This is a genomic window from Aureimonas sp. D3, from assembly GCF_001463805.1.
In the GTDB taxonomy this organism is placed as follows: Bacteria; Pseudomonadota; Alphaproteobacteria; order Rhizobiales; family Rhizobiaceae; genus Aureimonas; species Aureimonas ureilytica_A.
The window spans coordinates 115,818-139,169 of record NZ_BBWM01000058.1; the positions used below are offsets into that span (position 1 = coordinate 115,818).

Here is a 23,352-nt window from a genome sequence, read left to right on the forward strand (position 1 = left end):
GACCGCCGCCCCTCACTCTGTCTTGTCGAAGCGTCTGCTCCGCCGCCCGTCAGGCCGAGCGCCGGCGCATCAGGGCACGCAGCCCACTCAGCCCCGCGCGTGGCGCCTGCTTGGCGACGCTGCGCCCCGTCAGCACATGCGCCATATGCTCGAAGGCCGCGACGGCGGCGTGTTTGCCGTCGATCTCGGTCAGCATCCGGCCGGTATTGGCGGCCGTGCCGAAGGTCAGCGGGTCGAAGGCGATCTGGGCCGCCGGCTGGACGCCGAGCGGCTCCACGAATTCGGCCGGCGCGATCTCGGGCCGCTTGGGCACGCCGACGCGGTTCAACACGAGATGCGGGGGCTTGTCGTTGGGGCGCGCCTTGCGCAGCGTGTCCATCAGGTTCTTGGCGTTGCGCAGGTTGGCGAGATCCGGCTCGGCCACGATCACCACCTCGTCGGCGCGCTCCAGAACGGTGCGCGTCCAGCTGTTCCAGACATGGGGCACGTCGAGCACGACGCAGGGCGTTCCGCGCTGGGCGGCGTCGATCAGCGCCGAAAAGGCTTCCGCGTCGAAATCATAGGCGCGCTCCAGCGTGGAGGGTGCCGCCAGAAGCGAGAGATGCTCGGCGCAGGTGACGAGGAGCCGGTCGAGAAACACCTCGTCCAGCCGCTCGGCCGAGAACACCGCCTCCGCCACGCCCTGCGGCGGATCGCGGTCGAAATCGATATTGGCCGTGCCGAAGGGCAGGTCGAGATCGGCCAGCATGACCTCGCCGCCGAACAGCTTGGCGATGGTCCAGCTGATATTGTGGCAGATGGTGGAGGCCCCCGAGCCGCCCTTGGCACCGACAAAGGCCAGCGTACGGCCGAGCGGCTCGGCGTTTTCGGCCATGAACAGCTGCGACACGACGCTGATAACATCGGCCATCTGCACGGGTGCCAGCATATAGTCCGACACGCCGCGCCGGGTCAGCTCGCGATAGAGCGATACGTCGTTGTGGTGGCCGATGATCACCACTTTCGAGCCGGGATCGCAGACCTCGGCCAGGCCGTCGAGATCGGCCAGGAGATCGGCCGGCGACTGCGCCGATTCCAGGAGCACGAGATTGGGCGTCGGCGCGGTGGCGTAATGCTCGTTCGCCGCGCGGATGCCGCCCAGGTGCACGCGCGCATGCGCCTTCACCATGCGCCGGTCGGCAGCCGCCGCCTCGATCGCGGCGGCGACGGGCGCGGTTTCGCAGAAGGCCTGAATGGTGATGCGCGGCACCGGACGCAGGGCTTCGAGGCGCTCGCGCATGTCCATGTCGGACGGACGATAGGCGGCATCGTCGAGGGGAAGATCGGTCATCGCGTGTGGCCTACCAATTGTAATCGGACGATTGGCGAGGCGGCTCGGAGGCCGTCCGTTGCCCTTGGCGATACTTCTCGATCACCACCGAGCGGCGCTCGGCATCGATCTCGCTTTCGCCGCGGGGCCCCAGAAGATCGCGCGGATCGGCGATCTGGGCGGCCAGATTGCTCTGCGTGGCGCAGCCGAAATTCTGATAGTTGCGGTTCTCGCTCGTGTCGGCGAGGTCGTCCGGCCAGCGTCCGCAGGGCGCGACCTCGGCCACCATCCCGTTGAAGGACAAAAGCAGCGGCGGCACGTCGGCGACGCCGTGCGCGGGGTATGACGTGACCAGAATGCGCTGGCGCGGCACGCCGATCTGGCGAAGCACCCGCGTCACGTCGTCGGCGACCAGCCGGGCGGCCGCCTCGTTGCGCGCGCCCGACGGCACACCAACGCGCAGGACCGAAGCCCGCGCCCGGCGAAAGCGGGTGCCGAAGCTTTCGACGCGCGTCAGGTCGGGATGGGTCAGTCGCGTGTCCGACGAGGCGACGAACAGTTCCAGATCCTCCGTCGCCTCGCGCACCGTGATCGGGTGCCGGGTGCGATAATCGTCGGGAACGGCGCCGACCTCCACATGCTGGTTGGCGCAGCCAGCCAGAAGCGACAGGGCGACAAGGGGCAGGAAACGGCGGGGGGAAAGGCTGCGGCGCGCGGTCATTTGTAGATGTATCCGACGTTGCCGTGGTAGCGGCCGGGGGGAAGACGGGTGTCTGCGGCGCCATAGACGCGGTTCACGCGGCCAAGGAAGTTGGAAGCGCCGTCCGAGGAGAAGTTCAGATTGTCGTCCGGCCGGGCCAGTTGCTGGCGCGCGACCGGGCGCACCAGATAGGGCGTCACGATCACCACGAGTTCGGTCTCGTAGCGCTGGAAGTCGCGCGAGCGGAACAGGGTGCCGAGGATCGGAAGCTTGGACAGACCGGGAAAGCCCGAGATGACCTGACGCATCTCGTCGCGCACGAGGCCCGCGATCACCAGCGAGCCGCCGGAGGGCAGCTCGACCGTGGTGTCGGCGAGGCGCTTGCGAATGCCCACGAGGTTGACGCCCGGCGCGATGCCGCCCGGAATCGCATAGGGCGACTCAAAGGTGGGCTCGGACACCGCCGTTCGGATCTTCAGGCTGATGCGCCCCGGCGACAGGACCACCGGCGTGAAGTCGAGCCCGATCCCGTAGTCGATGTCCTTGTGCTGGTACTCGACGCTGGCCGGGGTTTCGTCGTAGCCGATGATCCCGCCATTGGCGTTCAAGATCGGCGTGCGCTTGGCCGGCGTTTCCGACTTGCCGCTGGCAACGGTGAATTCGCCACCGACCTTGAACGAGGCGCTTTCGCCCGAGATGGCCGTGAGGCTCGGCTCGGCCAGCGTTCGCATCACGCCCGCCTGCTCCATGGCGCGAAGCTGGGCGGAGATGCCGTTGGGGCTGTTGCCGCCATTGGCAATCGCCGCGCCCGCCGAGGAGATCGCCTTGCCGAGGCCGAACGGATTGTCGCTGACGGAGGAGAAGAGCATTCCGTCGAGCGAGGAGGTGCCCGTGCCGTCGATGCCGAGCTGCTTGACCACGGAGCGCTGCACCTCGGCGACGGTCACTTTCAGCGTGACCTGATCCTCGCCCTGGATTTGCAGCATGTTGACGATCTGACTGCTCTGGCGGCGTTCCTGCGCCTGCGACACGCCGCCGATCGCCACCCCGCCGCCGCCAGCCGCCGAGGCTCCGCTGGTCGCCGTCTTGATATATTGGCCGGTGGTCGCCTCGCCGCCCGTGACGAAAATGTTCGCCAGATCGACCGCGCGCTGGGCATCCTGCGCGTTCTCGACCGTGCCGGTCAGGATCACGTTGTCGTTCAGCATCTCGGCCCGCACCTCGGCGGTCGGGATGAAGCGCTTGATGGTGGAGGCGAGCGCCGAGATGTCACGCTCGATGCGCAGATCGAGAACCGCGATCTCGCGCCCATTGGCGTCGAAGACGAAGATGTTCGTCTGGCCGATCTGCTTGCCGAAAATATAGATGCGCCGGGCCGTGCGCGTCACGGCGTCGGCCACCGCCGGATTCGACACGACGATGTCGTGCGCGTCGCGCGGCAGGTCGATCACCTTGGACTTGTCGAGGCCGAGGCTGATCGTCTGCTGCGGGCGGTTGATGGCGATTACGGCACTGTCGGCCAGCGCCGGCAGCGGCACGAGAGGCAGGACGGCCAGCGAAGCTTGCAGGAGAGCGGCGATCCGGCGCGAATGGGATCGGCGGAAGGAAAGCGACATCCGTCAGTTCCTCGTCGTGATGTCGGTGGTCTTGCCGTAGCGCACCACGCGGATCTGCGTTTTCTGCGGAGCCTGCTCCTGCTCCAGCAGGAAGCGGGCATAGCCGGGCGAGCCGGGAACGGAATCGGCCAGCGCGCGCAGCGACAGGATGAGACGATCGCTCATCCGGCTGGCTGCCGTCAGGGCTTCGGCCTGTTGCGGATCGACTTCCAGCGTTGCCGTGGAGCCGACCACGACCCGCGTTCCGTCCTTTTCCTCGATCGTCTGGTCGATCGCGAGGACGCGCAGGTTCTTCAGGATCGTCGTGGTCTCGACGCTCGTCTGGGGCTGGGAGGCCGCGCCCGGCGTCGTCTTCTCGCGCGCCATGATCACGTCCACATGGTCGTTCGGCAGGATGAAGCCGCCGGCCGAGGTGTCGGCGGCGATCTGCACGGCGATGGCGCGCTTGCCCTCCGGCAGGATGGCCGACATGAACCCGCGATCGCTCTTGATCAGCTTGGCATCCCGGATGGGCTCGCCGGTGAAGAAGGCCTGCCGGGCGATGGAGCCCTTGGACTCCTCCAGGGCATTGGGGCTGCTGTCGCGGCGAAGAAGCCCTTCCGACAGCGCGGTTTCAGGCCATTGAACCCATTCCAGCGCGCCATCCACGCGCTCGCCCATGGCGATGTTGCGCGAGGCAGCGAGAACCTCCACCAGCTTGATCGGAGGCTCGGCCGGCTGAGCCGTGATCACCACGGTCTCGGGTGCGGCGGTGGGCGCCGTGAGATTGACGGCAATGAGGCCGGCGCCGGCCGCAGCAGCCCCTGCCACGCCAAAAATCGCCAGACGCGTCCCACGCATTGCGTTCCCCCGATCGTGCTCCGAGCCGGATGTCCGCTCGTTAAGCCTTTATCGACGGAAAACTCTCAAGACATGGTTAACAAGCCGGAAACACCGCCGGCTTTCGCGACGTCACATCAGCGCCAGAAGAGATTGCATCTCGGGAAAGCGCGCAAGCACGAGAAGGCCGGCAGGCCCCAGCGCCACGCCATAAGGGACGCCCGAACCGGCATCCAGCAGCCGGTCGATCGAGGCGTTGCCTGTGGTGGGACGCAGACACGCGCGCAGCGTCAGGATCGCCAACGTCAAAACGCCGCCGAACAGGCTGGCCAGAAACAGATAGTCCCAGAACGCGGAGGTCGGGCCGAACCAGAGGGCGCTCGCCGCGATCAGCTTCGCGTCCCCTCCCCCCATCCACCCGCAAGCGAAGGCGGCAAAGGTCAGGCACAGGATGGCGCAACCTGTCGCCAGATGCCAGCCGACGGAAGCCCAAGGCCAACCAGCGCTCAGAGCGTAAACGAAAAAGGAGAGCGCGACCGCACCCACGAGGCGGTTCGGGATCGTCATGCTGGCGAGATCGGTGACGACGGCCAGCAGCAGCGCGCCGGCAAAGATCAGGCAGCAGATCGTCGCGAGCATGTCGCCTCCCGCATGGGCCGGTGCATTCGATGTCGGAGGGATGCTTCATCAACCGGAGAAGGGACATCCCTGCATGGAAAACGTCAAAATTCCCGATAGCAGCGCGCCGGGCGGGCACCCAAGCCCGTCCGGCGCAGCTCAAAGTCCGAGTTCGTCAGCCTGACTCAGATCAGGGAACGGTCGTGCCGATCTTCGTGCCGATGTTGCTGAACTTGGTGTTCAAATTGTTGCCCAGAGTCGACGCACCGGCAATGATGCCCACGCCGATCAGCGCCGCCAGAAGGCCGTACTCGATGGCCGTGGCGCCGGATTCGTTCTTCTGGAAGCGAGCGAAAAGCTTCATCATGAATGAGGTCCCCTGAGGAGCTGTTATGGTCTCATCCCGACGACCCGGCCCAGCCTCGTCGTTCGGTTAAGCCCAAACTAAGCCCCTCAGGATTTCCCTTAGGTTAAGGAGCGTACTTAACGATCACTAAAAATGCCGGCCGATCACGAAGTGGTAAACAAGGGGGGAATCGAACCGAAACCTGTTCTTAACCTTGCCGCCACATGATCGGGCGCAAGGGCGACACTAGCCCGAGCCTGATGGAGTTCGCGTGTTCATGCGCCGGTCCGCCCCCTTGTCGATCGTCCTGACCCTCGCCGTCCTGGCTGCGAGCGCGCCTGCCGCCATGGCCGAAAGCGTGGGCGGCCTCGACGTCGCGGTGGACCACGCGCGTATCCTGAAAATCCCGCGCGCGGCCGGCACGATCATCATCGGCAATCCGTCCATCGTGGACGTGACCGTGCATGATGCCGAAACGCTGGTGCTGACGGGCCGCTCCTATGGCGTGACGAATGTCGTGGTGCTCGGCCCTGCGGGCGACGTGGTGCTGGACGACGATGTCACCGTCACGAGCCGGGAAGACCGTTCCGTGCGCATCTACCGGCAGGCGGCCCGCTCCACCTTCTCCTGCTCGCCGCGCTGCGAGCCGAAAGTGACGGTGGGCGACGAGGACGACAATTTCAGCCGCGCGCTCGCCCAGTTCAAGAGTCACGAGGGCATGATCACCACCGGCCAGTGATCACCCGAGTTAACGGCTTCTCAAGCCTTCTATCACCCCTATACCCCCGCGCCATGCGGCGTGAAGGGAGACGAGGATGAAAGCCAGGCTGCCCGGCGAAAGAGCCCGAAGCCGCCGAGGTGTCTGGGCACGGCGTCCTTCTCGGGACAATTCGGGCGCAACCGCCATCGAGTTTGCGCTTCTAGTGATTCCGTTCCTGTTCGTGGTCTTCGCAACGGTGGAAACGGGCCTCCTGTTCATGTCGCAACTGACACTGGACGGCGGGGTCGATCAGGTGTCGCGACTGGTTCGAACGGGGCAACTCGACGCCGACGATCTGAAACCGGAAACCTTCCGCAAGATCATCTGCGAACGGGTCGAGGTCTTCTTGTCGTGCGACAAATTGACGATCGACCTCCGAACTTACTCGTCGTTCAAGGATGTGGACCTCTCGCAACCGGCCGAAAGCGAACGGAATGGCACGCAGACTCAGCAAGGTTCGGCCAAGACGATCATGGCCCTGCGCGTGTATTATCCGTGGACGCCCGTGAGTGACGTCTTGAATCTTCTATCCGACGCCGATCGCACGGTGATGCTCGCCAGCGTCTCCGCCTTTCGCACGGAGCCCTATTGATGGGCGGTACGGCAATAGACCTTTTGGCCCGGTTTCACCGAAACAGGCAGGGCATCGCGGCGGTCGAGTTCGCCGTGATCGTCCCGGTGATGTTGCTCCTTTACATAGGCGCGTCGGATGTGGCGCTGGCGATCACCGCCCATCGCAAGCTCCAGTCTACCGCCAACGCGACGGCCGATCTCATCGCGCAGGATTCCGCCACCACCAAGGCGGACCTCACGGCCGAACTCGACATCGCCCGCGCGCTGATGCAGCCGCTGGACGCCGCGAAGGTCAAGATCGTCTTGAGTTCGATCCTGATCGACGCCAAGGGCAAGGCGGTGGTGGATTGGTCGAGCGCGGTCAACGGCGCGGTGGCACGGCGCAAGGGCACGGAGTTTATCCTGCCGGACTCGCTCGCCAACCAGCCGTCGCGCAGCTTCGTTGTGGTGGAAGCCAGCTATCTTTACACGCCGCTCGGCGGTTTCGGCTTCACGCATGGGATCGAGATGAGCAAATCCGCCTATTTCGCACCACGCAACACAAGCGGCAACGCCGGCATCCAGTGCTCGGACTGCTCCTGAGGATCGCCTGCAAACGCTAAGACAGGAGAGGTCTGCGATGCGCCCCTTCCCTTCGTCTTTCGTCGCCGGCCGCGCCATGGCACAAGACGGGCAAGGAGACTTGGTTCATGACCCGCGCCGTTCTGATCGTTCTGGATTCCTTCGGCATCGGCCAAGCCGGCGACGCGAGCGCCTTCGGTGACGAGGGCGCCGACACGTTCGGCCATATCCGGGAAGCCGCCGAGCGCGGGGAGGCCGATCGAACGGGCCAGCGCGCCGGGCCGCTGCGCCTGCCCAACATGGAGCGGCTCGGGCTTTTCCATGCGGCCGGTCGCGGGCATGGCGGCGAGCCCGCCGGGCTCTGGGGTTCGGCGGCCGAGATCAGCCGGGGCAAGGACACGCCATCGGGCCATTGGGAGATCGCGGGCGTCCCTGTCCTGTTCGACTGGGGCTATTTCCCGCGCACGGTCCCCTGCTTCCCGCCCGAGCTGATCGCGGCAATCCAGGACGATACGGGCATTCCCGGAATTCTGGGCGATTGCCATGCTTCGGGCACGGAGATCATCGAGCGCTTCGGCGAGGAGAGCATCCGCTCGGGCAAGCCGATCTTCTACACATCCAGCGACAGTGTGTTGCAGATCGCCGCGCACGAGACCCATTTCGGCCTCGACCGTCTGTACGAGCTTTGCATCGCGGCCCGCCGCCATGTCGATCCGCTCAATATCGGCCGCGTCATCGCCAGGCCCTTCACCGGAGAAACAGCGGACAGCTTCCGCCGCACGGCCAACCGGCGCGATTATTCCGTGCCGCCCCCGGAAGCCACCGTGCTCGACCGTGCCGTGGCCGCCGGCCGCCGCGTCATCGGCATCGGCAAGATCGGCGACATCTTCGCCCATCAGGGCATCAGCGAGGTGCGCAAGGGCGACGGCAACATGGCGCTGTTCGACGCCATGCTCGGCGCGGTTCACGACGCGGGGGATGGCGATCTCGTCTTCGCCAATTTCGTGGATTTCGACATGATCTACGGCCATCGACGCGACGTGCCGGGCTATGCGAAAGCCCTCGAAGAGTTCGACGCGCGCCTGCCGGAACTCGAAGCCCTGCTGCGGCCGGGCGATCTCGCGATCCTCACCGCCGACCACGGCTGCGACCCGACCTATCCCGGCACCGACCACACGCGTGAGCATGTGCCGATTCTCGGCTTCGGGCCGGGCATGGAGCCCCGCGCCATCGGCCTTCGACCGAGCTTTGCCGATATCGGCGAAAGCGTCGCCGCCCATCTCGGCCTGCCGGCCGGCGCGCATGGAAGGAGCTTCCTGTGATCGCCTCCTCCACCGACGCCCGTTTTCCGCTGGCCGAGCTTCACGCCCATGTCGAGGGCACGCTGGAGCCCGCCTTCGCGCGCGAACTGGCGCGGCGCGAGGGCGTGGATCTCGGCAGCTTCGCGGAAGGCGAGACCTATCGCTGGGAGGGCTTTTCCGGCTTTCTCGCGGCGTATGACCGGGCGGCGGCGCTTCTGCGTCGGCCGGAGGATTATCGCCGTCTCGCCTATGATTATCTGACGCGCATCGCCGCCGACGGCGCGATCTATAGCGAGCTGACGATTTCACCCGACCATGCGCGGGCGAGCGGCCTGTCGCCTGAGACCTATCTCAACGCGCTTTCGCAAGGGGCAAAGGACGCGGAACAGGCGAGCGGCATCGTCTGCCGTTTCCTCGTGGTCGGCGTGCGCCATCTCGGCCCCGAGGCGGTGGAGGAAGCCGCGCGCTTTGCCGCCGGCGCGCCTGGCGTCACGGGCTTCGGCATGGCCGGCGACGAGCGGCTTCACCGCCCGCGCGACTTCGCCCGCGCCTTTCGCATCGCCGCCGAGGCGGGGCTCGGCCTCACCGCCCATGCCGGCGAGTTCGCGGGGGCCGATGGCATCAGCGAGACGCTGGATGAGCTGAAGGTCACGCGGATCGGACATGGCGTGCGGTCGATCGAGGACGCGGACCTCCTGAAGCGCCTGCGCGACGAGGCGATCACGCTGGAAGTCTGCCCCGGCTCGAACCTCTCGCTCGGTGTCTATCCCGACGCCGCGGCTCATCCGCTGAAGCGCCTGCGCGAGGCCGGGCTGCGCCTGACCGTGAATTCCGACGATCCGCCCTTTTTCGGCACCGATCTCGCCCGCGAATATATCTTTGCCGCAGCGGCGGGCTTCGGTCCGTCCGAACGGCTGGCGCTGACGCGCAACGCCATCGAGGCCGGTTTCATGGACGCGGCGACGCGCCAGCGCCTCCTGTCCCTGTTGACCATGCGCGCGCTCCTGCTTGGCGCGCCGGCCGCAACGCAATAGACCTGTCATACGAACGAACGACCAGAAGAGGTTCCCGCATGGACGGCGTCACCGTCATCGACCATCCGCTCGTGCAGCACAAGCTCACCCTGATGCGCAAAAAGGAGACCTCGACGGCGAGCTTCCGCCGGCTCCTGCGGGAAATTTCGACGCTTCTGTGCTACGAGGTGACACGCGATCTCGACCTGACCACGACCCGCATCGAAACGCCGATGCGCGAGATGGACGCGCCGATCCTGGAAGGCAAGAAGCTGGTCTTCGCTTCCATCCTGCGCGCCGGCAACGGGCTCTTGGAAGGGATGCTGGATCTCGTGCCGGCCGCGCGCGTCGCCCATATCGGCATGTACCGCGACCACGATACGCTCCAACCCGTGGAATATTACTTCAAGGCGCCCGAAGACCTCGCCAACCGCCTGATCATCGTGGTGGACCCGATGCTGGCGACGGCCAATTCCGCCACCGCCGCCATGGAAAAGCTGAAGGAGCGCGGTGCCAAGAACATCCGCTTCCTGTGTCTTCTCGCCGCGCCCGAAGGCATCCAGCGCTTCCGCGCCGCCCATCCCGACATTCCCGTCTTCACCGCCTCGATCGACGAGGGGCTGAACGAGAAGGGCTACATCATGCCAGGTCTGGGCGACGCGGGCGACCGCATGTACGGCACGAAATAAGCCGCGCCGCGCAACAGAAGCGCGGAGCGATGGATGAGAACGGCCCGGACGGCGAGCGCGCCATCCGGGCCGTTTCGCGTTTCATGAGGAAGAGGCCTGGAGGCCTCCCCGCTCACTTCGACAGGTCGAGCGCCGCCGTCAGATCGCCCATAGGCTTCTCGTGGTTCTCCGCCAGCGCCTTGTCGCGCAGCACGAGACCGGGAAGAACCGGCAGGTCGTAGCGCTCGGTGATGAAGCGCAGGATCGAGGTCGTGTCGTACTGCGTGTGGTCCACCGTGCCCTTGCGCGCGAAGGGCGAGACGATGATGGCGGGGATGCGGTTGCCCGGACCCCAGCGGTCGGCCTTGGGCGGGGCGACATGATCCCACAAGCCGCCGTTCTCGTCATAGGTGACGACGACGAGCATGTGCCCCCATTGCGGGCTCTTTTCGAGATGGGCGATCACGTCGGCGATGTGCTCGTCGCCGCTCGCCACGTCCGTATAGCCATTGTGCTCGTTCAGATTGCCCTGCGGCTTGTAGAAGGAGACGGCGGGCAGATGGCCCGCGTCGATATCGGCGATGAACTTCGCCCCGGCCATTCCGCCGTCCTTCAGATGCTCGGCGCGCGCGGGCGTGCCCGGCGCATAGGCCGCGAAATAGTTGAAGGGCTGGTGGTGGAACTGGAAGTTCGGCACGGGCCGGGCGTTCTTGCCGTCCAGCGTGTCCTGCCAGGCGCCGGCATACCAGGCCCAGCCGATCCCCTTCTGCGACAGGAGATCGCCGATCGTCGCCTCATGCTGCGGCGGCAGGGTCGTGGGCTTGGCCGGGTCCGCATAGGCCTTGTCGCCACCCTCGGCCGGGGCGTTGGCGCTCGGCTGATAGGGCGGCTGCATCGTATTCACGGCGTAGAAGTCCGGCGTCAGATTGCCGTCCTTCTCGAATTTCGGCATGCCCTCCAGCGCCGAAGCCGGGGAGTTGGCCGCGAGCGTCAGCGTCTTGCCGTCGCCATCCACCGCCGCGATCAGATCCTTGGCCGGGCTCTTGTCGGCGTCGGGATAAACCGGCGCGCAGGCGCAGGCGAGCTGGAAATGGTTGAAGAACGAGCCGCCGAAGCCCGCCTGGAAGAAGTGGTCGGCCAGAACGTATTTCTGCGCGACCTTCCACATGGGCATTTTCGAGCCGTCGAAATGGCTCATGACCAGCGCGCCGGAATCGGCCCATGCCGCGAACTTGTCGTTCTTGCCGCCGTCGATCTGCATCTGCTCCTGATAGAAGCGGTGCCAGAGATCGCGTGTGACGGCGCCGAGCGACAGGTCGAAGCCTTTGGGATCGTCCAAAGCGAAAGGCGCGTTCGGCAGGTGCTCGGTCTGCGTTTCCGTGATGACCGGGGTCACGCCCTTGGCCGTAAGACCTTCCCAAACCGGCGGCAATTCGCTGAGTGGCTTGCCGTCGCGGTCGAGCTGGAGCTTGGATTCGGCGGAGGCCTGCGCGATACCGTCCGCGCCGGGGAAGGCGCCATAGAGATTATCGAAGCTGCGGTTCTCGGCATAGATCACGACCACGGTGTCGATCTTGTCGAGCCCCGCCGGCGCGGCGGATGCGATGCTCGGCGCGAGCACGAGCGCGGCGGATGCGCCCGCCAGAAGACGGCGAGAAAGCTGGGAAAGCTTCATCATCAAGAGCCCTTCGAAAGAGGCCGGCCGCAAGGGAAGGCGGCGAACGGCACGGCCCTCCAGCGGGAGGGTTCGCGCCGCCGCTCTAGGCCCGAGTTCTGACAGGTTCGTGACAGTTTCACATTTGCGTGAAAATTAAATCGACGCTGGAATTCATCGAGATGTCACGAACCACGCCGATAGGAGCGAGCGCCAAGCGCGCCGAATCGCTGTTGCCTGCGAGTTGTCTGGACGATCCGCCGCGGCCAAGCCCGCCGCTTCGCGTGCTGCTGGGTGCGCGAGGTTCGCCCTGTCGATGTGAAGAGTCGCCGATATGACCCCGCAGCCCCTTCGTCTGCGCCTTGCTGCCCTGCTGGGCCTGACGCTCACCGCCTTTGGCGCGCCCTTCCTGCCCGCGCTGGTTCAGGCCGGCGGGCCGCCGCGTCCCGATGCCGCGCCGATGAGCCGTGTGCAGGCCTTTGCGCGGGCCGATGCACTCCGGGCGCTCGGGCAAGAGATGTTCTTCGACCCGTCCCTCTCGGCGTCCGGCCGCCAAGCCTGCTCGACCTGCCACGACCCGGCCCATGCTTTCGGCCCGGCCTCGGCCGACCCCGTGATGATGGGCGGGCCGGCGCTGGACCGACCGGGTGTCCGGGCCGTGCCGTCGCTGCGCTATCTGCAGGCCGTTCCCCCCTTTACCCAGCATTATTTCGAATCCGACGACGAGGCCGACGAGAGCGTGGACAATGGCCCGACCGGCGGCCTCACTTGGGACGGGCGCGTGGACGGCGGCGCGGCGCAATCGGCGATCCCGCTTCTCTCACCCTTCGAAATGGCCAATGCGGATGCGGCGAGCCTCACCCGCTCGCTCGCCGCAGCGCCCTATGCGCCCGAGCTGAAGCGCCTGTTCGGGGGCGATATTTTCGAGCGGCCCGAGGATGCGCTGCACGCGGCCGGCAAGGCGCTCGCCGCCTTCGAGCAGAACCCGGCCGAGTTCTATCCCTATTCCAGCCGCTACGACGCCTATCTCGCCGGCAAGGGCGATCTCACGGACCAGGAAAAACGCGGGCTCGCCCTGTTCCAGGCGGAGGACAAGGGCAACTGTTCGAGCTGCCATGTGAGCGAACGCGCCAATGACGGCGAGCCGCCGCAATTCTCCGACTTCGGTTTTCTCGCCATCGCGCCGCCGCGCAACGAAGCGATCCCGGCCAATCGCGATCCCCACTATTTCGACCTCGGCCTGTGCGGCCCCTATCGCACCGATCTCAAGGATCACACCGATTATTGCGGCCTGTTCCGCACGCCCTCCTTGCGCAATGTCGCCCTGCGCACGAGCTTCTTCCACAATGGCGTGTTCCATTCGCTGCGCGATGCGGTGGCCTTCTATGCCACGCGCGACACCGACCCCGGCCGCTGGTACGGGCACAAGGCCGACGGCACCGCCCGAACCTATGACGACCTGCCCGAGGCCGCGCGCGCCAATGTGAACCAGGAGCCGCCCTTCGGCCGCAAGCCGGGCGGCGCGCCGGCCTTGAGCGAGAGCGAGATCGACGATGTCGTGGCCTTCCTGAAGACGCTGACGGACGCGGACCTCGCGCCCAAGACGGATGCGCCCCGGCCCTGACGCCCAATTCCTTGCCCGGCGAAAGGCGCGGAACCCATGGGGGGAGAACGGGATTAACCTTTTCGAACAACGAGAAGGAGCGATCGCATGTCCTCCAAATCCCCGCCGATCCCGGCCGAGAATCTGAGCCCGAAAGGACCGGGCGACCACGAGACCCACAAGGCTGATGCCGTCGCCAAAGGCGCTCAGGCCTCCCCCGGCAATCTCGACACGCAGGGCCGGCAAGGCAATATCCACCAGAACACGACCCATCAGGGTCATCAGCAGGACCGCTAGCCATGTCCAGCTCATCGAAGACGGAAAGCGCGAACCGCCATCATGGCGGCCCCGGCTCCAGCCATCAGGCGCCCGACCGGGCGGACCCGACTGAAGGTCGCGGCCCCAAGCCGGGCGAGCCGACCAACGGCCCCCGCGCGCAAGTCTCGGGCGGTGGCGGCGAGCAGGACACCCACCATACGCATGACGCGAACCTGAAATAGGCGGATGCGTCGGAACTCAGGAAAGGCCCGTTTCACGGCGGGCCTTTCTCCTTGTTGAATATCTCGGCCGGGTTGCCCTGTCCGCCCGCCGTCTCGTGGCCGAGGCTGGACCTGGCCCACGTATCGTCTTCCTTGGGCGCTTCACGCCGACGACACATCTCACGCCGTCCCGGCCCGATAAGTGGCCCGACAGGCCCTGAGATCGTCGGCGCGAAGGCCGGCGCGTTTCCCAACCCGAGCGTCCGAGCCGCATTGCTTCGGCGAGCCAAGGAGCCGTCAGCGAAAATCGAAGCCCGACGCCCCATTGATCCCTAACCATAAGGTGTCCGACGAGGCATTCCCCAAGCCTTCGTTCACCATTTGCCGCCAAGCTTCCTCAATCGGCCTCCGCTCGCTGCCCAGGGAACTTGAGCATGACCCGGCTTCTCGGCTTTGCCGTCTTCGCCTCGATCGTCGCCATGGCCTTTCCATCGGTGTTCGAGCGCTATCGCGCGACGCTGCAAACGGGCGAGGCCGAGCAGTTGACCCCGCCGGCCAAGGTGGTGGAAGCCAAGCTGCCAGCGCCGGCGAGCGGTCGCGGCCTTCAGCTGCGCGCCGACGCGGACGGGCATTTCCGCACGGAGGCGCGCTTCGAGGGGCGCATTGAACCCGTGCTGATCGACACGGGCGCGACCTATGTGGCGGTCAACGAGCGCACGGCGCGCCGACTCGGCATCAACGTGTCCCCCGAAGCCTTCACCGGCGTGGCCCAGACCGCCAACGGCCCCATGCCCGTCGCGCTCGCCAAGGCAAGACGCATCGCCATCGGCTCGGTGGAGGTGCGTGATGTCGATGTCATGGTGGCCAAGGGCGAGGCGCTGTCCACCACCCTTCTCGGGATGAGCTTCCTCAAGCGCCTGAAGAGCTTTTCGGCGAGCGGCAATACGCTGACGCTGGTGCCCTGAGGACGACGGGCCGGCCGAGCCATAGGTCGCGCGAGGCCCAGGCTTCCGGCACCCATTGCGCCCCATCGCAGGGACGGCTTATCCGATCCGGTCGATCACATCGCGGCTTTCAGGAGCCGTCTCGGCCAGCGTGATACCAGCGAGAACCTGCGCCACCCCGCGCTCGGCTTCTGCTTCGCTTCGGGCATGAACGAAGCCCAGTGGATCGCCTAGCGCGACAGACGTCCCGAGCGGCGCGATGGCTGACAGGCCGACCGAGGGGTCGATCGCCTCGCCCGGCACGCTGCGCCCGCCGCCGAATTGCACCACGGCCAACCCCAGCGCGCGCGTGTCCATGTTAGCCACGATGCCGGCCGAAGGCGCGGCGACGGGGCGCACCACGGGCGCGGCTGGCAGGTAGGCGTCCATGCGCTCCACGAAATCGACGGGACCGCCGAGCCCGGCGACCATCGCGCCGAAATGCTCCAGCGCCACGCCGCTTTCCAGCGCGCGCGCGGCTAAGGCCTCGCCTTCATCGGCGTTTCCGGCGAGCCCCGCCTGGACCAGCGCTTCGGCGCACAGCGCCAACGTGATCCGATGCAGCCGCGTGCCGGCGCTTTCGCCCTTCAGGAAACGAACGGCGTTGGCCACTTCCAGCGCATTGCCGGCTTCCGCTGCCAGCGGCTGGCTCATATCGGTGAGCAGCGCGCTGCAGGGCAGGCTAGCCCCGTTGGCGACATCCACCAGCGCGCGGGCAAGCGCGCGCGCATCCGCCTCATCCGCCATGAAGGCCCCCGAGCCCGTCTTCACGTCGAGAACGAGGCTCTGGAGGCCGGCCGCAAGCTTTTTCGACAGGATGGAGGCGACGATGAGCGGTGTCGATTCCACACTGGCCGTCGTATCGCGCACGGCATAGATCCGCCCGTCCGCGGGGGCAAGGCGCGCCGTCTGCCCGACGATGGCGCAGCCGACTTGGCTGACCACGGCGCGGAAGCGCTCGGGCTCGGGCGTGACCGTGTAGCCCGGAATGGCTTCCAGCTTGTCCAGCGTGCCGCCGGTATGGCCAAGGCCTCGGCCGGAGATCATCGGCACCGCCGCGCCGCAGGCGGCGAGAATGGGTGCCAGCATCAGCGAGACATTGTCGCCGACGCCGCCGGTGGAATGCTTGTCGGCGACCGGGCGCTCTAGAAAGCGCCAGTCGAACACATCGCCGGAATCGCGCATGGCGAGCGTGAGCGCCACCGTCTCACCGCGATCCATCCCGCGCAGGAAGATTGCCATGCAGAGCGCGGCGATCTGCACATCGGGGATCGCGCCCTCGCTGACGCCGCGCACGAAATCCGCGATCTCGGCTCCGCCCAGCGCCAGCCCGTCGCGCTTGGCGCGGATGATCTCGGCAGGCAGGCGCATCAATAGCCGCTCGTCTCGCCGCCCCGCCCGGCCCCGCCGGCAACCGCCAGAAGGTCGGTCAGAACGCCGGACGCGCCGAGCCGGAAGCGTTCGGGCGTCGGCCAGCCCGCGCCGCAGACCTCCTCGGCCATGTCGCGATAGAGCTTGGCGTCCTCGTAGGTCTTGATGCCGCCGGACGGCTTGAAACCGACCGCGCCGCCGCCATTCGCGATGACCTGAAGCAGGATACGGGCGGCCTCGGGCGTTGCGCTGACGGGCACCTTGCCGGTCGAGGTCTTCAGGAAATCCGCTCCGCCCCGCAGCGCTGCCTCTGAGGCCGAGAGGATCAGGTCGGGGTCGGTAAGCTCCCCCGTTTCCAGGATGGCCTTCAACCGCGCCGAACCGGCCGCCGCCTTCACCGCGCGGACCTGAGCCTCCACGAAGCCGGCATCGGCGGCGACACGGCGATAGGCGATCACGAGGTCGATCTCGTCCGCGCCATCGGCCACGGCCTGCTTCGTTTCCCGGACGGTGGCCTCCACGTCCTCGCCCCCGGCCGGAAAATTCACGACCGTCGCGAGATGGATGGTCTCGGGCAGAATGGCCCGCGCCTGCGCCACGAAGCGCGGCCAAATGCAGATGGCCGCGACCTCGCCTTCGGGCGTCTGAGCGCGCTTCACCAGCGCGTCGATATCGGCCGGCGTGCAGGTCTCGTTGAGATTGGTGAGGTCGAGAGAGGCGATCAGCCGGCGTGCGTCGTCAGCGCGATCACTCATAGGGCGAACTCCGGCAGGGCGTGGGCAAGGATGCGGGCGAGCTTGGCGCCGCCGACCGGCGCCATGTCCTTGGTTTCGGTGTGGCTGAGTTCCGCGCCCGTCATGCCCGCGCCGAAATTGGTGACGACGGAGGCGCCGACGACGCGCAAGCCCAGAAAGCGCCCGAGGATCGTTTCCGGTACGGTGGACATGCCGACCGCATCCGCGCCCAGAACCCGCGCCATGCGGATTTCGGCCGGGGTCTCGAAGGACGGGCCGGAGAACCACATATAGACGCCGCGATGCAGCGCCTCCTGCGCTTTGATCGCACCGCGCAGCATGGCCTCGCGCAGCTGCGGATCATAGGCCGAGGTCATCCCGACGAAGCGGGCGTCGGTCGGCTCCCCGATCAGCGGATTGGCCCCGGAAAAGGCGATGTGATCGTCGATCAGCATGACCTCGCCGGGCGCGATCGCGGGGTTCACCGAACCGGCGGCGTTGGTGAGGCACAGGATCTCGACGCCGACCGCCTTCAAGGCTTCCAGCGCGGGGCGCATGGCCGCCGCGTTACCCGCCTCGTAGTAATGAATGCGGCCCGACAGGATCAGGACATCGACGCCCGCCAGCCAGCCCGAGACCACCTCGCCCGCATGGCCCGACACGGCCGAGACGGGAAAGCCCGGCAGATCGCGATAGGGAATGTGATGGGCGTCCTCGACCTCGCGCACGAGCGCGCCGAGGCCGGAGCCGAGCACCAGCGCGACGCGCGGCCGACGCGCGCCGAGCCGCTCGCGCAGAGCTTCGCCGGCCGCGTTCACGAGACGGCATCCGTCGGAAAGGCCTTGGGCAGAAGTTCGCCCATCAGCATGGTTTCCACCACGCCCTCAACGGCGTCGCACAGGAACACGCGCGTCTCGGCGCTGGCGAACTCCGCGATGCGCTGGCGACAGCCCCCGCAGGGCGAGCAGGCGCGCAGCCGCTCGGCGACGACCGCGATCTCGGCGATCTTGCCGCCGCCATCCATCACCATATGGGCGATGGCCGTCGTCTCGGCGCACCAGCCTTCGGGAAAGCTCACGACCTCGATATTGCAGCCGCTATAGATGCGCCCGTCTTCGGTGCGCAGGGCCGCGCCGACGGGAAAGTTGGAATAGGGCGCGTGGCACTTCTTCATGGCCGAGCGCGCCTTGAGGAACAGGTCTTCCGACATCAGCGCTCTTTCACATAGGGCACGCCGCCGGCTTTGGGCGGGTGCGACTTGCCGACGAAGCCGGCGAGCAGGATCACGGTCAGGATATAGGGCAGCGCCTGGACAAGCTGCGGCGGGATCTGGCCGATGAGAGGCAGTTCCGTCGTCTGAAGGCGGATCGAGGCCGCGTCCAGAAAGCCGAACAGAAGGCAGGCGAACATGACGGGCACCGGCTTCCAATTGGCGAAGATCAGGGCCGCCAGCGCGATATAACCGCGCCCCGCCGTCATCTCGCGCGCAAAGCCCGCCGACTGGGCGATGGCGAGATAGGTGCCCGCCATGCCGGTGAGCACACCGCAGATGATCACGGCGCGGTAGCGCAGCCATGTGACGGAGATGCCTGCCGTATCCACCGCGCCCGGATTTTCGCCGACCGCGCGCAGGCGCAGGCCGAAGCGCGTGCGGTACAGAACCCACCAGGTGAAGGGCACGGCGAGAAAGGCGAGATAGACGAGAAGATTCTGCCCCGACAGAAGGCCGGAATAGACAAAGCCCAGAACCGGCACGTCCCGCACCGCCTCAGCGCCCGGCAGCGTGATGTCGAGGAAGCGCCCGCTCTGGCTGAGCGTCGGTGTGTTGCCGCCCTGCCCGAACCAGGCTGCGCCGAGAATGATGGTCAGGCCCGAGGCGATGAAGTTCAGCGCCACACCCGAGACGATCTGGTTGCCGCGATAGGTGATCGAGGCCAAGCCATGCACCAGCGAGAAGACGACGGCGACACCGATGCCGGCCGCGAGGCCCGCGAAGGCATTCTGCGACAGCGCCGCGACGGCGGCGGAGGCAAAGGCCGCCGCCAGCATCTTGCCCTCCAGCCCGATGTCGAAGACGCCCGAGCGCTCGGAATAAAGGCCGGCCAGCGCCGCGAAGAGAAGCGGCGTCGAGAGGCGGATGGTGGAATCCAGGAGATTGAGAAGGCCGAGCATATCCATCAGCGGGCCTCCTCGGCGGGCACGGATCTCGTCAGCGGCAGACGCACGAAGCCGTAGAGCCGGCCGACGCCCGGCCGCAGCATGTTTTCGAGCGCGCCAGCAAAGAGGATCACGAGGCCCTGGATGATGACGATCATGTCGCGCGAGATCGAGGGCATATCGAAGGCGAGTTCCGCCCCGCCTTGGTAGAGGACGCCGAAGAGAAGCGCGGCCGGCAGGATGCCGAGCGGATGGCCCCGGCCCATGAGCGCGACGGCGATGCCCACGAACCCGGCCCCGGCGGGGAAGTTGAGCTGAAGCCGGTACTGATCGCCCATCACCGAGTTCAGCGCCATGATGCCGGCGAGCGCGCCGGAGATCAGCATGATGGTCACGACGAGGCGCGTTTCCTTCATGCCGGCATAGCGCGCGGCGGCGGGCGAGAAGCCGAGCGTTCGGATTTCGTAGCCGAGCCGCGTGCGCCAGATCAGCACCCAGACGAAGAGCGCAGCCGCAAGCGCGACGAAGAAGGTCATGTTCAGGGGCGCGCCGCCAAGGCTCATGCCCAGACTCTCGAACAAGCCGCCGAGCTTGGGCAATTGCCCGCCGGCATCGAACTGGCGCGTTTCGGGCTGCATCGTACCGAGCGGGCGCAAGGGGCCGACAAGGAGATAGACCATCAGCGCCGAGGCGATGAAGTTGAACATGATCGTCGTGATGACGACATGGCTGCCGCGTTTGGCCTGAAGATAGCCCGGCAGGAACGCCCAGGCCGCGCCGAACGCGCCGGCCGCGACCACCGCCAAGGGCAGGTTCACCCACCAGGGCAGGACGGTGCCCAGATTCAGCGCCACCAAGGCGACGCCAAGGCCACCCACATAGGCCTGCCCCTCGCCGCCGATATTGAACAGGCCGCCGTGAAAGGCGACCGCGACGGCAAGGCCCGTCAGGATGAAGTTGGTCGTGTAGTAGAGCGTGAAGCCGAAGCCCTCGCCATAGCCGAAGGCCCCGCGCAGCATGAGACGCGCGGCCTCGACCGGACTTTCTCCCACGGCCAGAACCACGAGCCCGGCGACCAGAAAGGCCACCACGACATTGACGAGCGGAATGACGCCATGGTCGATCCAGGCGGGAAGCTTGGTATAGGGTCGGCTCATGCCGGGTCCTTCGGCTGATTCAGAAGGTCGAGCCGCCCGGCGGCGTCGAGCGCGAAGAAGGGATTGTGGGCGATCTCCCAGAGATGCCCGTCGGGATCGGCGAAATAGCCGGAATATCCGCCCCAGAAGACCTTTTGCGGGGCCTTCACGGGCACGCCGCCGGCCTCGCAGGCGAGCGCGAAGAGCCGGTCGGTCTCGGCCTCGCTGGACAGGTTGATCGCCAGCGTCATGCCCCGAAAACGCGGCAGCGCTTCCAGCGGCAGCGACGCGTCGTCGGCGAGATCCTGCAATCCGAAGAGCGAGAGAACCAGCCCCTCCCCTTGCAGGAAGATCACCTTGTCGTTGCCCTGATCCGTCCTCACCCAGCCGAGCGTCTCGTAAAAGCGGGCGGCGCGGGCGAGGTCGGTGACGCCCAAGGTGACGAGCGTGACGCGCGCGTCCCTCATTCCGCCGCCTCCTGCTCTTCGCGATCGGGATTGGCAGCCTTATCGCGCCGAGCCAGCCATTCACTCAGAGTGGAATTGTCGCTTTCGGCGCGCCAATCGCGCGGTCCGTTAGCTTGACGATTCAAAATGACGGCGGCGGCAGCGCTCGGGCTTCTAAACGCAAAATCTCTTGCAAATGTCAGAAGGCGAGCATCTTCGCTCGGGATCATAACGCCCTCGGCGATGAGCTTATCGCGAAGATGCCGATAATTGTTATGCGCAAATTCTTTATGTGCATTCGCGCTGGACCCGGCGAGAACAATGAAGTTCCCGTCGACAATTACAGCTTGTGCAGCAGCCCCCGTAGGATGGCTCAATTCAAACCTCTCACGAAGGTCGGCCTCTGAAGAACTGGTCGCCATTTTCGCAGACACCGGCGGACGCAAGGCGTTGAAACCCAGAACTGGCAAGAGAATACAAAGCTGACTCAGAAACTTCGAAACGTCCACAAGATCAGCTTCGCCCAGAACACCGGCGGCTTCGTCGGGAGAATTCCCATTGTCGAGCGCGACGTGCCCCCCCTGCTTTGCAAGTTGGATCATCTTCGATTCGAGCGCCATGTAATGAGCCGAAGTGAAGCTGAAATCGGAGGTGGAGATAATCGCAACGCGAACCCACCAGTCCTTCTCGCGTTGATGTTTCGTCAGACGGGTGCTGAGTTTTCGGGCCTGCCCGATATAGGCCGTTGGTAAGGCTTCTTCTGCGTCCGGATCCGATTGCAGTATGTAGCAACCGGCCCGATCTGCCTCCGGTCGCTCCATCAAGCGCGGCAGATCGAGATTGGAAGCAACCACAACCGAACCGGTCCAATTCGGTATACTGGCCACGACAAGGCCGTTCGGTGAACCATCGACCAAGAACAACTTGATCGACTGGCCGATTACATCCGAAGGCAAAGCGTTCACTCCGCCGCCTCCGCCGCCGTTTCGCCGGCCATCATCAGGCCGAGTTCGCCTTCGGACGTGTCGGGGCTGCGCTCGCCGACGACGCGGCCCGCGCACATCACGAGGATGCGGTCGGACAGGGCGCGGATTTCGTCGAGTTCGACGGAAACGAGCAGAACCGCCTTGCCGGCGTCGCGCATCTCGATGATGCGCTTGTGGATGAATTCGATGGCGCCGACATCGACGCCGCGCGTCGGCTGGCCGATGAGAAGCACGGCGGGGTCGCGCTCCATCTCACGCGCCAGAACGACCTTCTGCTGGTTGCCGCCGGAGAAATTGGCGGTCTTCAGATCGGCCGAGGGCGGGCGAATGTCGTAGGCCGCGATCTTTTCCTTCGCTTCCGCGCGCATGGCCGAAACGCTCAAGAACGGCCCCTTCGCATAGGCGGGGTCGCGGTGATAGCCGAGAATGGCGTTCTCGTATTCCTTGAAGGGCAGGACGAGGCCCATATGGTGCCGATCCTCCGGCACATGGGCGAGCCCGCGCGCGCGAAGGCCGGCGGGGTCCATGTCGCGCTTCAGGTCCAGCGCCTCCCCGTTCAGCCGCAGCGTGCCGCTTTCCGCCGCCCGAATGCCCGACAGCGCTTCCAGAAGCTCCGACTGGCCGTTGCCCGCCACGCCCGCGATGCCGACGATCTCGCCCGCGCGCAGGCTGAACGACACGTCGTCCACCATGGTGACGCCGCGCCCGTCCCGCACGGTGAGGTTGCGCACTTCGAGAAGCGGAGCCTTCGGCGCGGCCTCGCCCTTTTCGACGCGCAAGAGCACGCGCCGACCGACCATGAGTTCGGCGAGTTCCGCCGCGCTGGTCTCTGATGTCTTGACCGTCGCGACGATCTCGCCGCGCCGCATGACGGAGACATTGTCGGTGACGGCCAAGATCTCGCGCAGCTTGTGCGTGATCAGGATGACGGTCTTTCCCTCGTCGCGCAGGTGGCGGAGCACGGAAAAGAGCTGGTCGGCCTCGGCGGGCGTCAGCACGCCGGTCGGTTCGTCGAGGATCAGGATTTCCGCGCCGCGGTAAAGCGCCTTCAAAATCTCGACGCGCTGCTGAAGCCCGACGGGCAGTGTTTCCACCACAGCGTCCGGATCGATCGCCAGCCCATGCTCGCGCTCCAGACGGAGAAGCTCGGCCCGCACGCGGCGAATGCCGGGCGACAGGAGGCCCGACTGCTCGGCGCCGAGCATGACGTTTTCCACGACCGTGAAATTCTCCACCAGCATGAAATGCTGATGCACCATGCCGATGCCGGCCGCGATCGCGGCATTCGAGTCGGGGATGGAAACCGGCGCGCCGTTGACGCGAATCTCGCCCTCGTCGGCCTGATAGAAACCGTAGAGGATCGACATGAGCGTGGACTTTCCCGCGCCGTTTTCGCCGACGATGCCGTGGATCGTGCCTTTTTCCACGCGCATGTTGATGTCGCGATTGGCCTTCACGGGGCCGAAGCTCTTGGAAATACCGATCAGTTCGATCGCTGGCGCCATGCCGTTCCCGGATC

General features: G+C 66.3%; 26 protein-coding genes. 10 read left to right on the forward strand and 16 right to left on the reverse strand.

Translation table 11 applies throughout. The features are described 5' to 3' along the window. Positions 1-49: 49 nt before the first annotated feature. The 6 genes from AUL36_RS18040 to AUL36_RS18065 all read right to left on the reverse strand — a co-directional run bounded on the left by AUL36_RS18040 (position 50) and on the right by AUL36_RS18065 (position 5,429). Positions 50-1,330, reverse strand: a complete 1,281-nt coding sequence (locus tag AUL36_RS18040; protein WP_062222931.1) for an AAA family ATPase — start codon at positions 1,328-1,330, stop codon at positions 50-52. A 10-nt stretch (positions 1,331-1,340) separates the two neighbouring features. Then, positions 1,341-2,030: a CpaD family pilus assembly protein gene (locus tag AUL36_RS18045; RefSeq protein ID WP_062222933.1), complete on the reverse strand. Its 690-nt coding sequence runs from the start codon at positions 2,028-2,030 to the stop codon at positions 1,341-1,343. Next, a complete protein-coding gene (locus AUL36_RS18050) occupies positions 2,027-3,625 on the reverse strand; it encodes a type II and III secretion system protein family protein (RefSeq protein WP_062222935.1) in 1,599 nt (532 codons plus the stop codon). Before AUL36_RS18050 ends, AUL36_RS18045 begins: the two co-directional genes overlap by 4 nt. A 3-nt stretch (positions 3,626-3,628) precedes the next feature. Beyond that, positions 3,629-4,465, reverse strand: coding sequence for a Flp pilus assembly protein CpaB (gene cpaB, locus AUL36_RS18055; protein WP_058600984.1), 837 nt, complete (start codon positions 4,463-4,465; stop codon positions 3,629-3,631). Positions 4,466-4,576: 111 nt separating this feature from the next. Further along, a complete protein-coding gene (locus AUL36_RS18060; protein ID WP_062222937.1) occupies positions 4,577-5,083 on the reverse strand; it encodes an A24 family peptidase in 507 nt (168 codons plus the stop codon). A gap of 169 nt (positions 5,084-5,252) precedes the next feature. Beyond that, positions 5,253-5,429, reverse strand: a complete 177-nt coding sequence (locus AUL36_RS18065; RefSeq protein WP_062222939.1) for a Flp family type IVb pilin — start codon at positions 5,427-5,429, stop codon at positions 5,253-5,255. A 256-nt stretch (positions 5,430-5,685) separates the two neighbouring features. On the opposite strand from AUL36_RS18065, the gene AUL36_RS18070 reads away from it, so the two are divergent. From AUL36_RS18070 to upp, 6 genes are all read left to right on the forward strand, one after another. Continuing rightward, entirely contained in the window at positions 5,686-6,147 is a 462-nt protein-coding gene (locus AUL36_RS18070; protein ID WP_062223034.1) for a pilus assembly protein N-terminal domain-containing protein, read from the forward strand. 76 nt (positions 6,148-6,223) lie between these two features. Next, on the forward strand, positions 6,224-6,760 hold the full coding sequence (locus AUL36_RS18075) for a TadE/TadG family type IV pilus assembly protein (RefSeq protein ID WP_062233905.1): 537 nt from the start codon (positions 6,224-6,226) through the stop codon (positions 6,758-6,760). After that, positions 6,760-7,323 (forward strand): TadE/TadG family type IV pilus assembly protein, encoded by a 564-nt coding sequence (locus tag AUL36_RS18080; RefSeq protein WP_082655923.1) that lies wholly within the window; start codon positions 6,760-6,762, stop codon positions 7,321-7,323. The genes AUL36_RS18075 and AUL36_RS18080 overlap by 1 nt, the downstream gene beginning before the upstream one ends. Before the next feature lie 107 nt (positions 7,324-7,430). Further along, positions 7,431-8,624 carry a phosphopentomutase gene (locus tag AUL36_RS18085; RefSeq protein WP_062222941.1) on the forward strand — a complete coding sequence of 398 codons (1,194 nt, stop codon included), beginning with the start codon at positions 7,431-7,433 and terminating at the stop codon, positions 8,622-8,624. Beyond that, the gene (add, locus tag AUL36_RS18090) at positions 8,621-9,637 is read left to right on the forward strand and encodes an adenosine deaminase (protein WP_062222943.1); all 1,017 of its coding nucleotides are present in this window, start codon (positions 8,621-8,623) and stop codon (positions 9,635-9,637) included. Before AUL36_RS18085 ends, add begins: the two co-directional genes overlap by 4 nt. A 38-nt stretch (positions 9,638-9,675) precedes the next feature. After that, complete coding sequence (gene upp / locus AUL36_RS18095; RefSeq protein ID WP_058600977.1) at positions 9,676-10,305, forward strand: uracil phosphoribosyltransferase; 630 nt, start codon at positions 9,676-9,678, stop codon at positions 10,303-10,305. Positions 10,306-10,417: 112 nt separating this feature from the next. Here upp and AUL36_RS18100 read toward each other — a convergent pair whose 3' ends face one another. After that, positions 10,418-11,962, reverse strand: coding sequence for an acid phosphatase (locus AUL36_RS18100; RefSeq protein WP_062222945.1), 1,545 nt, complete (start codon positions 11,960-11,962; stop codon positions 10,418-10,420). Positions 11,963-12,272: 310 nt separating this feature from the next. Here AUL36_RS18100 and AUL36_RS18105 point away from each other — a divergent pair, with 310 nt between their 5' ends. From AUL36_RS18105 to AUL36_RS18120, 4 genes are all read left to right on the forward strand, one after another. After that, positions 12,273-13,562 (forward strand): cytochrome-c peroxidase, encoded by a 1,290-nt coding sequence (locus AUL36_RS18105; RefSeq protein ID WP_062222947.1) that lies wholly within the window; start codon positions 12,273-12,275, stop codon positions 13,560-13,562. Positions 13,563-13,649: 87 nt separating this feature from the next. Further along, on the forward strand, positions 13,650-13,838 hold the full coding sequence (locus tag AUL36_RS18110) for a hypothetical protein (protein ID WP_058636944.1): 189 nt from the start codon (positions 13,650-13,652) through the stop codon (positions 13,836-13,838). A gap of 2 nt (positions 13,839-13,840) precedes the next feature. Beyond that, positions 13,841-14,041, forward strand: coding sequence for a hypothetical protein (locus AUL36_RS18115; protein WP_062222949.1), 201 nt, complete (start codon positions 13,841-13,843; stop codon positions 14,039-14,041). 413 nt (positions 14,042-14,454) lie between these two features. Further along, positions 14,455-14,985, forward strand: coding sequence for a retropepsin-like aspartic protease family protein (locus AUL36_RS18120; protein ID WP_062222951.1), 531 nt, complete (start codon positions 14,455-14,457; stop codon positions 14,983-14,985). A 78-nt stretch (positions 14,986-15,063) separates the two neighbouring features. Here AUL36_RS18120 and deoA read toward each other — a convergent pair whose 3' ends face one another. Genes deoA through AUL36_RS18165 form a run of 9 tightly spaced genes read right to left on the reverse strand, consistent with a single transcriptional unit; the run spans position 15,064 to position 23,338 of the window. Then, complete coding sequence (gene deoA / locus AUL36_RS18125; protein ID WP_062222953.1) at positions 15,064-16,374, reverse strand: thymidine phosphorylase; 1,311 nt, start codon at positions 16,372-16,374, stop codon at positions 15,064-15,066. Next, positions 16,374-17,129: a deoxyribose-phosphate aldolase gene (gene deoC / locus AUL36_RS18130; RefSeq protein WP_062222955.1), complete on the reverse strand. Its 756-nt coding sequence runs from the start codon at positions 17,127-17,129 to the stop codon at positions 16,374-16,376. The genes deoA and deoC overlap by 1 nt, the downstream gene beginning before the upstream one ends. Continuing rightward, complete coding sequence (locus AUL36_RS18135; RefSeq protein ID WP_062222957.1) at positions 17,126-17,926, reverse strand: purine-nucleoside phosphorylase; 801 nt, start codon at positions 17,924-17,926, stop codon at positions 17,126-17,128. The genes deoC and AUL36_RS18135 overlap by 4 nt, the downstream gene beginning before the upstream one ends. Then, positions 17,923-18,318, reverse strand: a complete 396-nt coding sequence (locus tag AUL36_RS18140) for a cytidine deaminase (RefSeq protein ID WP_062222959.1) — start codon at positions 18,316-18,318, stop codon at positions 17,923-17,925. Before AUL36_RS18140 ends, AUL36_RS18135 begins: the two co-directional genes overlap by 4 nt. Next, positions 18,318-19,286: an ABC transporter permease gene (locus AUL36_RS18145; protein WP_062222961.1), complete on the reverse strand. Its 969-nt coding sequence runs from the start codon at positions 19,284-19,286 to the stop codon at positions 18,318-18,320. The genes AUL36_RS18140 and AUL36_RS18145 overlap by 1 nt, the downstream gene beginning before the upstream one ends. Next, positions 19,286-20,422: an ABC transporter permease gene (locus AUL36_RS18150; RefSeq protein WP_062222963.1), complete on the reverse strand. Its 1,137-nt coding sequence runs from the start codon at positions 20,420-20,422 to the stop codon at positions 19,286-19,288. The genes AUL36_RS18145 and AUL36_RS18150 overlap by 1 nt, the downstream gene beginning before the upstream one ends. Continuing rightward, positions 20,419-20,868, reverse strand: a complete 450-nt coding sequence (locus AUL36_RS18155; RefSeq protein ID WP_062222965.1) for a VOC family protein — start codon at positions 20,866-20,868, stop codon at positions 20,419-20,421. Before AUL36_RS18155 ends, AUL36_RS18150 begins: the two co-directional genes overlap by 4 nt. After that, positions 20,865-21,812 (reverse strand): GIY-YIG nuclease family protein, encoded by a 948-nt coding sequence (locus AUL36_RS18160; protein WP_062222967.1) that lies wholly within the window; start codon positions 21,810-21,812, stop codon positions 20,865-20,867. The genes AUL36_RS18155 and AUL36_RS18160 overlap by 4 nt, the downstream gene beginning before the upstream one ends. Beyond that, a complete protein-coding gene (locus AUL36_RS18165; RefSeq protein ID WP_062222969.1) occupies positions 21,809-23,338 on the reverse strand; it encodes an ABC transporter ATP-binding protein in 1,530 nt (509 codons plus the stop codon). The genes AUL36_RS18160 and AUL36_RS18165 overlap by 4 nt, the downstream gene beginning before the upstream one ends. Positions 23,339-23,352 lie beyond the last annotated feature (14 nt).